Annotated in this window: 10 protein-coding genes; 4 read left to right on the top strand and 6 right to left on the bottom strand. The window is 69.1% G+C overall.

Annotation, left to right across the window (positions count from 1 at the left end; genetic code table 11):
- Window positions 1-405: 405 nt before the first annotated feature.
- Genes L3Q67_RS04530 through L3Q67_RS04520 form a run of 3 tightly spaced genes read right to left on the bottom strand, consistent with a single transcriptional unit; the run spans window position 406 to window position 2742 of the window.
- Window positions 406-1065 (bottom strand): response regulator transcription factor, encoded by a 660-nt coding sequence (locus tag L3Q67_RS04530; protein ID WP_499188335.1) that lies wholly within the window; start codon window positions 1063-1065, stop codon window positions 406-408.
- The gene (locus tag L3Q67_RS04525) at window positions 1062-2477 is read right to left on the bottom strand and encodes a sensor histidine kinase (protein ID WP_499188334.1); all 1416 of its coding nucleotides are present in this window, start codon (window positions 2475-2477) and stop codon (window positions 1062-1064) included. Before L3Q67_RS04525 ends, L3Q67_RS04530 begins: the two co-directional genes overlap by 4 nt.
- On the bottom strand, window positions 2464-2742 hold the full coding sequence (locus L3Q67_RS04520) for a hypothetical protein (RefSeq protein WP_282772783.1): 279 nt from the start codon (window positions 2740-2742) through the stop codon (window positions 2464-2466). Before L3Q67_RS04520 ends, L3Q67_RS04525 begins: the two co-directional genes overlap by 14 nt.
- Window positions 2743-2896: 154 nt before the next feature.
- On the opposite strand from L3Q67_RS04520, the gene L3Q67_RS04515 reads away from it, so the two are divergent.
- Window positions 2897-5032, top strand: coding sequence for a molybdopterin oxidoreductase family protein (locus L3Q67_RS04515; protein WP_499188333.1), 2136 nt, complete (start codon window positions 2897-2899; stop codon window positions 5030-5032).
- Here the strand turns inward: L3Q67_RS04515 and ahcY are convergent.
- Window positions 5026-6486 (bottom strand): adenosylhomocysteinase, encoded by a 1461-nt coding sequence (gene ahcY, locus L3Q67_RS04510; protein WP_499188332.1) that lies wholly within the window; start codon window positions 6484-6486, stop codon window positions 5026-5028. The genes L3Q67_RS04515 and ahcY overlap by 7 nt on opposite strands.
- A 372-nt stretch (window positions 6487-6858) precedes the next feature.
- Here ahcY and L3Q67_RS04505 point away from each other — a divergent pair, with 372 nt between their 5' ends.
- The 3 genes from L3Q67_RS04505 (at window position 6859) to epsC (ending at window position 10336) form a co-directional block, all read left to right on the top strand.
- Window positions 6859-7857: a CobW family GTP-binding protein gene (locus L3Q67_RS04505; RefSeq protein WP_499188331.1), complete on the top strand. Its 999-nt coding sequence runs from the start codon at window positions 6859-6861 to the stop codon at window positions 7855-7857.
- Between the two features lie 89 nt (window positions 7858-7946).
- Complete coding sequence (asnB, locus tag L3Q67_RS04500; protein WP_499188330.1) at window positions 7947-9740, top strand: asparagine synthetase B family protein; 1794 nt, start codon at window positions 7947-7949, stop codon at window positions 9738-9740.
- Window positions 9740-10336 (top strand): serine O-acetyltransferase, encoded by a 597-nt coding sequence (gene epsC, locus L3Q67_RS04495; protein ID WP_499188329.1) that lies wholly within the window; start codon window positions 9740-9742, stop codon window positions 10334-10336. The genes asnB and epsC overlap by 1 nt, the downstream gene beginning before the upstream one ends.
- 900 nt (window positions 10337-11236) lie before the next feature.
- On the opposite strand, the gene L3Q67_RS04490 is transcribed toward epsC, so the two are convergent.
- A complete protein-coding gene (locus L3Q67_RS04490) occupies window positions 11237-11917 on the bottom strand; it encodes a winged helix-turn-helix transcriptional regulator (RefSeq protein ID WP_499188328.1) in 681 nt (226 codons plus the stop codon).
- A gap of 208 nt (window positions 11918-12125) precedes the next feature.
- A complete protein-coding gene (locus tag L3Q67_RS04485; RefSeq protein ID WP_245370279.1) occupies window positions 12126-12944 on the bottom strand; it encodes an AfsR/SARP family transcriptional regulator in 819 nt (272 codons plus the stop codon).
- Window positions 12945-13134: the final 190 nt, after the last annotated feature.

The following is a 13134-nucleotide window of genomic DNA, read 5'->3' as shown; positions in this document are numbered from 1 at the left end:
GCCCCGAAAGCCACATTCGTGACATGCGCCCCCCGCTCCCATGCCGTGAAAGCCACTTTCACGGCCAATTACGCCGTGAAAGCCACATTCACGGCACCCCCGACGCCCCCCCGTCGCCCCGCCGCCCGCCACAAAAACGCGACCACGCGAGCCGCCAAACCGCCACCCGGCCACAAAAAACGACCATAGAAGCCACCGCCACCCGGCCACAAAAACGCGACCCAACGAGCCACCCACCCCTCCCCGTCCCCGGTCCCAAGCCCAAAACACGGCGAAGGCCTCGATGTCAAGGCATCCTTCCCGCCTTGACATCGAGGCCTTCGCCGTAGTCACAATAAAAACCGGGGTGGCCCCCCAGCCGAATCACACCAGCCGAATCACACCAGCCGAATCACACCAAACGAATCACACCAACCGATACCCCATCCCCCGAACCGTAGCGATCCGTTCCTGCCCCACCTTCCGCCGCACCGTCCGCACATAGACATCCACCACATTCGACCCCGGATCAAAGTCGTAACCCCACACATGCGACAAAATCTGCTCCCGCGACAAAACCTGCCCCGGATGCCGCAGAAACAACTCCAGCAATGCGAATTCCCGAGCCGTCAAATCGGTCGTCGACTCCGGGGTCTGGGCGCGCCGGGTACGCAGGTCCAGCGACAAACCGTTGTGCCGCAACACAGTCAACTCCGGCGCTCCGCCCGCGGGCTTCAACCGCAGCCGGATGCGCGCCAGCAACTCCTCGAACCGGAAAGGCTTCGTCATGTAGTCATCCGCGCCGCCCTCCAGGCCGGCGACCGTGTCACCCACCGAACCGCGGGCGGTCAGGATGATCACCGGGGTCTGCGTCCCGGCGGCCCGCATGGCGCGCAGCACGTCGAAACCGTCGCGTTTCGGCAGGCCCAGGTCCAGCACCACCAGGTCGAAGTCGTCCGACACGGCGCTGGTCAGCGCGGCGTCGCCGTCGGCGACCACCGTGGTACTGAATCCGTTGGCACGCAAGCCCTTCTCCACGAAGGAAGCGATGCGCAGCTCGTCTTCGGCGATCAGGATGCGGCTCACCGCGAACCCCCAGGCAACTCGATGCCGAAAGTCGCGCCCTCACCCGGCGGCGAGTGCACCAGCACCCGGCCGTGGTGGGCGTCGGCGATGGCTTTCACGATGGCGAGCCCCAGTCCCGCGCCCTGCGGATCACGACTACCCGAAGCGCCCCGCGAGAAACGTTCGAAGATCTTCGACGCCTCCTCCGGCGGCACCCCGGCGCCGCTGTCGGTCACCCAGAACGAAACCACTCCACCAGCCAGCGCGGACCCGAGGCGGATGACGTCCCCGGCCGAGGTGTGCTGCACCGCGTTCTGCGCCAGCTGCAGCACCGCCTGCGTCACGCGCTGACCGTCCACCCACGCCTCACCCTCGCCGATCGCCTCCAGCGACCACGCCCGCGGCGCGATCGCCCGCACCTTCGCGTCCAGGTCGCTGGTCAGTTCCGGCACCGAGGTCCACGCCGGTCGCAGGAAGTCCGGCTGACCGGCTTTCGCCAGCAGGAGCAGGTCGTCGACGATGCGGGCCATCCGGTCCAGCTCGTCGGTGCACAGCCGGACCACCTCGGCGCGTTCGGCCGGGTCGTCGCCGAGCAACTCCAGGTGGCCGCGCACGATCGTGATCGGCGTGCGCAGCTCGTGCCCGGCGTCGTCGAGGAACTCCCGCTTGGTGCGGAACGCCTGGTCGAGGCGGTCGAGCATGGCGTTGAACTGCTCGGCGAGCGCGGCGATGTCGTCGCGGCCGTCGACCGGGATGCGGTGGGTGAGGTCGTGCTCGGTCAGCCGCGCGGCGGCGAGGCGCACGGTCCGGATCGGCGCCAGGATCTGCCCGGCGGCGAACCACGAGATCCCGGCCCCGAGCACCAGCGCGATCGCGCACACGCCGATCAGCGACCGCACCGTCGACGCCGCCTCCGGTCGTTCCGCGTCGGTGAAGAAACCGCTGATGAACCACCCGGCGGGCTGGTCGCCCTGCTCCGGCGGCAGCATCTCCACCCGCGACCAGCGCAGCTCACCGGCCGAGGTCACCACCGTGCCGGTGGACTGCTCGGTGGTGATGATCTGGCGCACCACGTTCGTGTCGATGCCCTTGCCGCCGGTGCGGCCCTGCCCGATCAGGTTCGGCACCTCGGGCGTGCCGACCGCGCCGATCAGCACCTCGGCCGGATCGGTGTACTGGGTCTGCAGGTGCAGGCGCAGGATCTGCTCCGGGTCGCGCAGCGGCTGCCCGTCCGCGGTGATCGCGTTCGCGGCGAAGGTGCGGAACTCCTCGGAGTCCTGGTCCAGGCTGCGGTTGACCCGGTCGTCGATGGCGTCGTACTCGAACTCGGAGACCAGCAGCACCACCGAGGCCAGCCCGGCCGCCATGACCAGCACGAACCAGCCCATGATGCGGACCCGCGCGGGGATGCGGCGCGGATCAGTCGTCGTCATCGTCGTTGTTGTCCAGGTTGTCGTCCAGGTCGTCATCGTCCACGGGCGGTGGCGGGGGCAGCCAGGTATCGGAGGGCGCGGCGCTGCTCGGCGGCGGCGCCGTGGACGTCGGCGGGGGCGGCGTGAACGTGGCCGACTCGCCGATCCGCACGGTCGCCGGTTCCCGCGGCGGCTCCGGATCGGCGAGCAGCAGCAGCGCCACCGCCGCACCCACCGGCAGGGCGAGCGCGGCGATCAGCGCGATCAAGCGCGACGCCTTCGTCATACCCCCACCTTCCGCCCGCCCGGCCAATGCCCGATGAAGCGATGATGAGGAAACCTTCATGATCACGCCAGCCGGGCCAACACCGCAGTCGAGAGGAACCCCGGCCCGGCACCCCGGGCAATGATGCAAGGACCACCACCCCTGGGAGTAGGCGATGAGAACCGCGCACCGGACCTGTTCCATCTGTGACGCCGTCTGCGGCCTCCGGCTCACGCTGGACGACGACAACCGGGTCACCTCGGTCAAGGGCGATCCGGACGACCCGTTCTCGCAGGGGTACGTCTGCCCCAAGGGCGCCAGCTTCGGCCAGCTCGACGAGGACCCGGACCGCCTGCGGCACCCGATGGTCCGGCGTGGTGAGACCTGGCACGAGGTCAGCTGGGACGAAGCGTTCGCCGAGGTGGAGCGCGGCCTGACCGGGGTGGTCGAGCGGCACGGGCGCGAGGCGCTGTCGGTCTACTTCGGCAACCCGACCTTCCACACCATGGCCGGGTTCATGTACCGGGTGCCGTTGACCCAGTCGCTGGGCAGCCGCAACGTCTACTCGGCGGGCACCATCGACCAGATGCCCAAACACGTGGCCAGCGGGTACCTCTTCGGCGACCCGATGGCGATCGCGGTGCCCGACGTGGACCGCACCGACCACCTCCTGGTGATCGGCGCGAACCCGCTGGAGTCGCACGGCTCGCTCTGCGCGGCCCCCGACTTCCCGCGCCGGCTCAAGGCGCTGCGCCGTCGCGGCGGCAAGATCACCGTGGTCGACCCGCGCCGCACGCGCACCGCGAAGTTCGCCGACGAGCACCTGTTCATCCGGCCCAGCACCGACGCCTTCTTCCTGCTCGGCATCGTCCACACCCTGCTCGCCGAGAACCTCGACACGGTCACCCTGGACGTCAACGGCCTCGACGAACTGCGCGAGCTGACCGCCGAGTTCACCCCGGCCGCCGTGTCGCCGATCTGCGGCATCGCCGCCGGCGACATCGCGCGGACCGCCCGCGAGCTGGCCGCCGCGCCGACCGCCGCCGTCTACACCCGGATCGGCACCTGCACCTCGGAGTTCGGCACGCTCACCCAGTGGCTCGTCGACCTGGTCAACATCCTGACCGGCAACTTCGACCGCCCCGGCGGCGTGATGTTCACCCGCACCGCCGCGCTGGAGGTCTTCCGCACCGGCCAGGCGTTCACCACCGGCAACTTCCACAGCCGCGTGCGTGGGCTGCCCGAAGCGCTCGGTGAGCTGCCGGTGGCCACGCTCGCCGACGAGATCGAGACGCCGGGGGAGGGCCAGGTCAAGGCGCTCATCTCGATCGCGGGCAACCTGGTGCTCTCCGCGCCGAACGGCCCGCGCCTGGACAAGGTGCTGCCGGAGCTGGACTTCATGGTCTGCGTGGACCCGTACCTCAACGAGACCACCAAGCACGCCAACGTGATCCTGCCGCCGCCGCGCATGCTGCAGATGCCGCACTACGACTTCCTGCTGCTCACGGTGACCGTGCGGAACTACACGCGGTTCTCGCCCGCGATCCTGCCGCTGGAAGACGACCAGCTCTCCGAAGCCGAGATCATGGCGAAGCTGACGCTGATCGTGTCCGGGCAGCCCGCGAGCACCCCGGCCGCCGTGCTCGACGAGATGATCGTCGGCCAGCTGACCGGCGGTTCCGAGGAGATGCGCGCCGGGCTCACCGGCGACAGCGGTCCCGAGCTGATGCTGGACGCGATGCTGCAACTCGGCCCGTACGGACTTTCCCTGCGGAAGCTGCGGGAGAACCCGCACGGCATCGACCTCGGCCCGCTGGAGCCGCGGGTCAAGGAGCTGATCTGCACCCCGTCCGGCCGAGTCGAGCTGACCCCGCCGCCGATCACCGGCGACCTCGTGCGCCTGCGGTCCCGGCTCGCCGAACCGGCGCCGGAATTCCTGCTGATCGGGCGGCGGCAACTGCGGTCCAACAACAGTTGGCTGCACAACGTGCCCGGCCTGCGCGGCGGCAGCAACCAGTGCACGCTGCACATCAACCCGGCCGACGCCGAGCGCCTCGGCCTCGGGGAGCAGGCGGTGATCAAGTCATCGGCCGGCGAACTGGTGGTGCCGGTCGAGCCGAACGACGGGATCATGCCCGGCGTGGTCAGCCTGCCGCACGGCTGGGGGCACACCGGCCGCGGCCAGCGCGTCGCGACCACCGATCCCGGTGTGAACGCGAACACGCTGACCGACGAGCGGGTGGTGGACGTGCTCTCCGGGAACGCCGTGTTCAACGGCGTCCCGGTGAGCCTCGCCCCGGTGGGTCAGTAGCGGTAGTGGTCGGCCTTGTACGGGCCGGCCACCTCCACGCCGATGTACTCGGCCTGCTTCTTGGTGAGCTCGGTCAGCCGCACGCCGAGCGCGTCCAGGTGCAGCCGCGCGACCTTCTCGTCGAGGTGCTTGGGCAGCCGGTAGACGTCGATGGCGTACTCGTCCGGCTTGGTGAACAGCTCGATCTGCGCGATCGCCTGGTTGCTGAACGAGTTCGACATCACGAAGCTCGGGTGCCCGGTGGCGTTGCCGAGGTTCATCAGGCGGCCCTCGGACAGCACGATGATCGCGTGGCCGTCGGGGAAGACCCACTCGTGCACCTGCGGCTTGATCTCCACCTTGCGGATGCCCGGCACCTTCGCCAGCCCGGCCATGTCGATCTCGTTGTCGAAGTGGCCGACGTTGCCGACGATGGCGTTGTGCTTCATCCGCGCCATGTCGGCGGCCATGATGATGTCGAGGTTGCCGGTGGTGGTGATGAAGAGGTCGCCCTTCTCGATCACGTCCTCCAGGCGCACCACCTCCAGGCCCTCCATCGACGCCTGCAGCGCGCAGATCGGGTCGACCTCGGTGACCACCACGCGCGCGCCCTGGCCGCGCAGCGATTCCGCGGCACCCTTGCCCACGTCGCCGTAACCGCAGATCACCGCGAGCTTGCCGCCGAGCATCACGTCGGTCGCGCGGTTGATGCCGTCGGCCAGCGAGTGCCGGATGCCGTACTTGTTGTCGAACTTCGACTTGGTCACCGAGTCGTTGACGTTGATCGCCGGGAAGAGCAACTTGTTCTCTTCGGCGAGCTTGTAGAGCCGCTTCACGCCGTTGGTGGTCTCCTCGGTGACGCCCTTGAGCTCGGCGGCGATCCGGGTGAACCGCTGGGGGTCGGCGGCGATGCTGTCGCGCAGGGTGCGCAGGACGATCCGGTACTCGTCCGGGTCCTCGTCGGTGGCCTGCGGGACCGCGCCCGCGGCCTCGAACTCCACCCCCTGGTGCACCAGCAGCGTGGCGTCGCCACCGTCGTCGAGCAGCATGTTGGGCGCGTGCCCGCCGGGGAAGGTGAACAGCTGCTCGGTGCACCACCAGTACTCGTCCAGGGTTTCGCCCTTCCAGGCGAACACCGCGGTGCCGGTGGGCCGCTCCGGCGTGCCGTCGCGGCCGACGACCACCGCGGCGGCGGCCTCGTCCTGGGTGGAGAAGATGTTGCAGGACACCCAGCGCACCTCGGCGCCGAGGTCGACCAGGGTCTCGATCAGCACGGCGGTCTGCACGGTCATGTGCAGCGAGCCGGCGATCCGGGCGCCCTTGAGCGGCTTCGAGCCGGCGTACTCGGCGCGGATCGCCATCAGGCCGGGCATTTCGTGCTCGGCGAGGCGCAGCTGGTGGCGGCCGGATTCGGCCAGCGCCAGATCGGCCACCGCGAACTCGAGGCCGTTCACCTTCTGCAGTTTCACGTTCATTCGGAGTCACTCCCGCAAGGTGTTTCCGGGCGGCATTCATCGCCGCACCGCGTCGGTGCGCTCAGTAATCCGGCCGCGCCTTCGGCACGGCGGCGAGGTCGCTTTGGAGCCGTTCGCTGGACCAAGCGAACCGGCGCCGCGGATGACTACGGGCCGCTTGATCCAGCAAACGGCGCTACCCCGCGATTCGCCGTGGCAGAAGTTCAACGGGCGAACAAAAAGGGCACCTCCGGATTCGGAGGCGCCCTTGTGCGTTCGTCCCGCGAAGGCCGAGCGTGGCGGACCCGTGGTCCGTCGCAGCGCCTCTCGGCCTCCGCCTCCAGGGTTGCAGCCCCGGCCGGGGGCTGTCAACGCCGTCGGTAGGGTGAGGCGATGCGGAAGCAGATCCCGGTGGTGCTGGTCGCCGGTTTCCTCGGCGCCGGCAAGACGACCCTGCTCAACCACTTGCTGCACAACAGTTCCGGTGCTCGCATCGGCGTGGTGGTCAACGACTTCGGCAGCATCGGCATCGACGCGATGGCCGTGGCCGGGCAGGTCGACTCGATGGTGTCGCTGAACAACGGCTGCCTGTGCTGCGCGGTGGACGCCAGCGGCCTGGACGGCATGCTGGCCCGGCTGAGCGGCGCCGACCTGGACGTGATCGTGATCGAGGCGAGCGGACTGGCCGAGCCGCGCGGGCTGATCCGGCTGCTGCTTTCGAGTGAGCACGAACACATCGAGTACGGCGGGCTGGTCGAAGTGGTCGACGGCGCCGAGTTCACCGCCGTCCGCGAGCGCCACCCCGAACTGGCCGACCACGTGCGCCTGGCGGATCTGGTGGTGCTCAACAAGATCGACCGGAGCGCCGAAGGCGTGCGGGAGGTCGTCGAGGAACTGGCGCAGGGCGTGCCGGTGCTCGCGGTCGACCACGGCCGGATCGATCCGTCGCTGTTGTTCGAACTCCCCGAGCGGCGCGAGGAACACGCGCGGCAGCTGTCCTTCCTCGATCTGTCCGAAGAGGACCACTCACAGCACGCGCACGCGACCTACGACAGCGTCGAATTCGAGTCCGAGGTGCCGCTGCACCCCAGGCGGTTCATGGAATTCCTGGAAAACCGGCCGGCCGGGATCTACCGGATCAAGGGTGAGGTGAACCTCGGGCTTCCCGGCCACGACAAGAAGTACACGCTGCACACCGTGGGTGCTTTCCTGCGGCTGCGCCGATCCGGCTGGGCATCGGGCGAACGCCCGGCCACGCGCCTGGTGCTGATCGGCGCCGGAATCGACGGCGCGCGGATCCGCGAACAGTTGCGCGGCTGCGAAGAACCCGATCCCGCCAAGGTGGATTCGCAGGCCATGCTCACGGTGTTGCGTTTCCTGCCGGAGGAATAGCGCCTTCAGCCGGGCTCGACACTCCATCGAGCGGTTTACGCGATCTTTGTGATCGACGTGCCGCTTGTGAGGCTGGAGAGCGAAAGCCCATGTGCCGAATCTACGGTTTTTTCAACGCGAAGGCGACACCGCACGAGTTGCGCACGGTCGCCGCCCTGCAACACCACGGCGGCCCGGACGGCCGCGGTGCCGCGCGCGCCGGCGGCTGGGGGATCGGGAACAACCGCCTGGCGATCGTCGACCTCGACGGCGGGGCGCAGCCCTACGAACTCGACGCGATCAAGGTCGTGTTCAACGGGGAGATCTACAACCACGTGCGCCTGCGCGCGGAACTCGTCGCGAAGGGCTACCGGTTCGCCGACCACTGCGACGGCAACGTGCTGCCCGCGCTGTACCACGCCTACGGGGACGCCTTCGTCGACCACCTCGACGGCATGTACGCGATCGCGGTGGTCGACCAGCGTGGCGCCGAACCCCGGCTGCTGCTGGCCACCGACCACATCGGCATGAAACCGCTGTACTACCGGTGGAACGCGGCGGCGCGCTCGCTGCACTTCTCCTCGGAACTGCCGGCACTGCTGGGCTTCGGCGAGGTGGCTCCGTCCGAATGGGAAGCCGGGCTGGACGCTTACCTGGCCACGAAAACCCCGTTCGGCGAGCAGACCATGTTCGACGGCGTGAAGGTCATGCCGCAGTCGACCACCATGATCTGCACCGAGTACTCCGGGCTGCGCACCTACCGCCGTCAGCCGGCGGTCACCGAGGTGCTGCCGGAGGACGGCGCGGCTGTCGCGCGTGATCTGCAGGAGCGCCTGCGGTACGAGGTCGGGCAGCTGCTCGTCGCGGACGTGCCGGTCGCCACCATCACCTCCGGCGGTCTCGACTCCAGCCTGGTCACCGCGCTGGCCGCCGAGTCCGAGACCGAACTGCACACGTTCAACATCGCCTACACGGGCAACTGGCCCGCCGACGAGCGCCGCTTCGCGCGCCAGGTGTCCGAACGGTCGGGCACGAACTACCACCAGGTGGAGATCGACCCGGCGACCTTCCCGGACCTGCTGTCCGATGTGGTCTGGCACCTCGGGCAGCCGAACGCCGACCCGATCACGCTGAGCACCTACGCGTTGTTCAACGCGGTGCGGGACAGCGGGTTCAAGGTCGCGCTGACCGGTGACGCGGCCGACGAGGTGTTCGGCGGCTACTCCCGGATGGCCGCGGCGACGCGGGCCTCCGTCACGGACAAACCCTGGTACGAGAATTACCTCGACGCGCTCGGCGTGCTGCCGGCGGCCGCCCGGCACGAGCTGTACACCGACGACTACCGGGCGGTCCTGGCCGACTCGGGTCCGGCCATCCCGGCCGAGGCGACCGCCAAGCTGGCCACCGGCGAGGGCTCGGTGCTGGCCAGGATCACCGAGTTCGAGCTCGGGCACCGGCTGCCCGCCTACCACCTGCGCCGGGTGGACCACCTGAGCATGTCCGGTTCGGTGGAGGCGCGGTTGCCGTTCTGCCAGCGTTCGGTGATCTCGCTCGGGCGGGCGTTGTCCGACCGGCAGCGCATCGACGACACGGGCGTCAAGCGGACGCTCTACGCGGCGGCCGCGGGACTGCTGCCGGACGAGGTGCTGAACCGGCCGAAGCAGCCGTTCACCCTGCCGATCACCGCGATGCTCACGCCCGGCTGGCCGTTGTGGGAGTACGCCAGGGACCTGCTGGCCGGCTCACGGCTGAAAGCGGCGGGACAGGTCGACGCGAGCGCGGTCGACCGGCTGTTCGCCCGGCAGGCGACCGAGCCGGAGGACACCACGGCGCTGACGATCTGGGCGCTGGCGGTGCACGAAATCTGGCGGGAGCAGTTCTTCGGCACGAAGCGGGGCCGCTGATGGCGGGGCTGATCGGGCGGCTGCGCCGGGCGGCGGCCGCGAGCGTGGAACTGCTGGACGTCATCATCGACCGGGACCCGTCGATCCGCTCGCGCAGCGAGGCGCTGCTGCACCCGACGGTGCTCGCGCTGGCCGGTTACCGGGTCGGCAACCGGTTGTACCGCAAGGAAAGGTTCAAGTCGGCGCGCGCGGTGTGCATGCTCACGCGCGTGCTCACCGGCGGCATCGAGATCCACCCCGGCGCGCGCATCGGGCGGCGGTTCTTCATCGACCACGGCTGTGGCGTGGTGATCGGGGAAACCGCGATCATCGGCGACGACGTCTCGCTGTTCCACCAGGTGACGCTGGGTTCGTACGGCTGGTGGCAGGACCGCGGCCGCGCCGACGGCCGGCGGCACCCGCAACTGGGGAACGGGGTCACCGTGGGCGCGAACGCGAGCCTGCTGGGACCGATCACCGTGGGGGACAACGCCCTCATCGGGGCGCAGTCGCTCGTGCTGCAGGACGTACCGGCCGATGCCCACGTACGGGCCCCTGCGGGGAATGTGGTGCAGCGGAACACGAACACCGTGGTACAGCTACCACGGGCCAGCTGATCCTCGTGCAATGAGTGGGGCATTACTTGCATCGATTGCAAGTAATGCCCCACTCACTGCACCCGCCCCCGACCCCCACACTCGCGCACCCGAACCCCGCGTTCGGGCAGCCGAGTCCCACATTCGCGAGCCCGAGTTCCACTCAGGCAGCCGAGTCCCACGTTCACGCGCCCGAGTTCCACGTTCAGGCAGCCGAGTCCCGCACTTGCGCCGCCGAACCCGCGTTCGCGCGCCCGGGTCCCACGTTCAGGCGCCCGAAGCCGACGTTCGCGCACCCGGGTCTCGCCCAGTCTCACGTTGGTGCCACGCGAGCCTCGCGCTCGTACACCCGGGTTCCACGTTGGTGCAGCCGAGTTCCACACTCGGGCGCCCGAGTCGCACGTCCCGGCAGTCGAGTCCTGCGTTCGCGTAGCCGAACCCCACATTCGCGTAGCCGAGTCCTGCGTTCGCGCGGCTGAATCCTACGTTCAAGCAGCCGAGTTCCACAGTGGAGCCTCCGCGAGTGTGGGGTTGGGCTGCTGGAGTGTGGGGTTCGCGTGCCCGAAGGTGGGGTTCGGCGCTCGAGTGGCGGACTCGGGTGCCCGAGTGTGGGGTTCGCCTGCCTGAGTGTGGAACTCGGCTTCACGAGCGTGGACTTCGCTGACTGCGCGAGTGTGGGACTCGGGCTCGTGAATGTGGGGTTCGGCTGCGCCAACGTGGAACTCGGGCTCGCGAGTGTGGGACTCGGGGGCCTGAGTGTGGAACTCGACTGCACCAACGTGGGACTCGGGTGCACCAGCGTGGGACTCGGGCGCGAACGTGGGGTTCGGGGCGCGAATGTGGGGGTCGGGTGCACCGGCGTGGGGGCAGGGAGGGTGGAGGGGAGCCGGGGTCCGGGGGGCCGGGCCCCGGCTCGGGGGGTCAGCGGACGGCGAGGCCTTCGACCTTGCGCGGCGCGGACGGGATGTGGAACAGGTCGGCGAACAGCTCGAGCAGCGCCGGGTCACCGGAGATGCTCAGGACGCCCTGGTCCAGGGCTTCCCGCGGGGAGATCTCCTTGGCGAACACCGGCTTGATGGAGCCGTAGCAGGTGACGGTCAGGTCGGCGTCGGGGTACGGGCCTTCGCCCACCTTGAGGTCCTCGCCGTCGACGAGCACGTGCAGCGTCATCTCCGGGCCGTAGTGCAGTTGGTAGCTGACCCGCACGTTGCTCGCCAGCTCCGGGCGGAACGTGGTGTACAGCGACAGGATCGCGGTGTCCAGGGTGAACACGTCCTCCTCACCCGGCGTGCCGAGGGACCGGGCGCCCCACAGGCCCAGCTGCAGCACGACGGCCTCCAGCTCGGCGCCGTACTCCGTGAGCTCGTAGACCACCGAGGCGTCCAGCTGCGGCAGCACGCGCCGCCGGACCACGCCGGCTTCCTCCAGCTCGTTCAGCCGCGCCGAGAGGATGCTCGACGGGATGCGCGGCAGCCCCGCGCGCAGGTCGGTGAACCGCTTCGGGCCGAGCAGCAGATCGCGGACCACGAGCATGCCCCAGCGCTCACCCACCATCTCCATGGCACGTGCCAGGCCGCAGAACTGTCCGTACTTTCGACTCATCGTGTATCCCCATTTTCGTCTGGTTGAGACCTCGGTTGGACGGAGATGATCGGGCAGTCGCGCCACAGCTGGGTTCCAGAGTCTGTTGTCCGGCTCGAAATCCGCTCGACACCCGAACGAGCACCTGCACACGGTGCTCGTGCCCGAATTGACACACTGCGAAAACGCTTTACCCTCTCCACGGCTTTCCCGGTGAGGAGATAACGCATCAGGACGGGTCTCCGGCCGAAAGCAGTTCGTGGTGCAACACCTGCAGCTCGTCGCAGGGCTCCACGCCCAGCTCCGTGGTCAGCCGCGTGCGCAGCTGCCGGTAGGTGGCCATCGCGTCGGACCGCCTGCCGCTGCGTCCCAGCACCCGCATCAGCTGCCCGTGCAGGCCTTCGTCGAGCGGGTTGGAGGTGACCAGCGAGCGCAGCTCACCGACGAGTTCCCGGTGCATGCCGGCCTCGATCTCGGCCTCGATCCGCAGGTGCTGCGCCGCCCGGCGCTGTTCCTGCAGGTCGACCGCGTAGGCGGCGAGCACCGAACCGCAGTTGACGTTGGCCAGCGGTGGTCCGGACCAGAGGCCGAGCGCGCCGCGGAAAGAGCGGGCCGCGTCGCCGAAGCGCCGCGCCTCCATCTCGTCGCGGCCGCGACGGCACAGCTGCTGGAACTCGTACACGTCCACCTGCGCCGGGTCGATGCGGAAGACGTACCCCGGCGGCTTGGTGGCGAGCATCGACTCGGGGTCCGCCGCCAGCCCGTTCTGCTCGATGCAGCGGCGCACCTGGTAGACGTAGGTCTGCATGGTGGTGCGCACGCTGCGCGGTGGCTTGTTCGCCCAGAGTTCGGCGATGATGGACTCGATCTGCACGACCTTGCCCGGCCGCATCAGCAGCATCGCCATGAGCTGCAGGATCTTCGGCGCCGTCGGCGCGTGGTCGATACCGTCCTTGAGCACTTCCAGCGGGCCGAGAAGGGTGAACGTCACCGCGCTTTCGGCCGTGCCGCCGGGGCTGCCACTCCCGGCCGGAACTTCGGAAACCAACACGTTCCCTCCCAGTCGACTTCTCCGCGTGAACCGACTGCTCCCCAGTGCGTCCGTGCTCCTCCGGCGAGAGTCGTGCGTTTCTCGAAGATTGACAGAAAGGCCCTGGTCAGCGGCAGTGAGAGGGGCACCGATCGTGACGTGAATATGGCCGGGGCCGATGTGAGAAACACATATCGGACCCATGTGG

Origin of the sequence: Saccharothrix sp. AJ9571 (assembly GCF_021725495.1) — a bacterium.
Taxonomy (GTDB): domain Bacteria; phylum Actinomycetota; class Actinomycetes; order Mycobacteriales; family Pseudonocardiaceae; genus Amycolatopsis; species Amycolatopsis magusensis.
Note: the sequence above shows the minus strand (reverse complement) of the source record. Positions and strands in the feature narration are given on the sequence as shown.

Excerpts from the sequence above, each read along its gene's own strand:
- L3Q67_RS04525 (WP_499188334.1), bottom strand. The coding sequence starts at position 2,477 with ATGACGACGACTGATCCGCGCCGCATCCCCGCGCGGGTCCGCATCATG.
- L3Q67_RS04520 (WP_282772783.1), bottom strand. The coding sequence starts at position 2,742 with ATGACGAAGGCGTCGCGCTTGATCGCGCTGATCGCCGCGCTCGCCCTG.
- L3Q67_RS04515 (WP_499188333.1), top strand. The coding sequence starts at position 2,897 with ATGAGAACCGCGCACCGGACCTGTTCCATCTGTGACGCCGTCTGCGGC.
- ahcY (WP_499188332.1), bottom strand. The coding sequence starts at position 6,486 with ATGAACGTGAAACTGCAGAAGGTGAACGGCCTCGAGTTCGCGGTGGCC.
- L3Q67_RS04505 (WP_499188331.1), top strand. The coding sequence starts at position 6,859 with ATGCGGAAGCAGATCCCGGTGGTGCTGGTCGCCGGTTTCCTCGGCGCC.
- asnB (WP_499188330.1), top strand. The coding sequence starts at position 7,947 with ATGTGCCGAATCTACGGTTTTTTCAACGCGAAGGCGACACCGCACGAG.
- epsC (WP_499188329.1), top strand. The coding sequence starts at position 9,740 with ATGGCGGGGCTGATCGGGCGGCTGCGCCGGGCGGCGGCCGCGAGCGTG.
- L3Q67_RS04490 (WP_499188328.1), bottom strand. The coding sequence starts at position 11,917 with ATGAGTCGAAAGTACGGACAGTTCTGCGGCCTGGCACGTGCCATGGAG.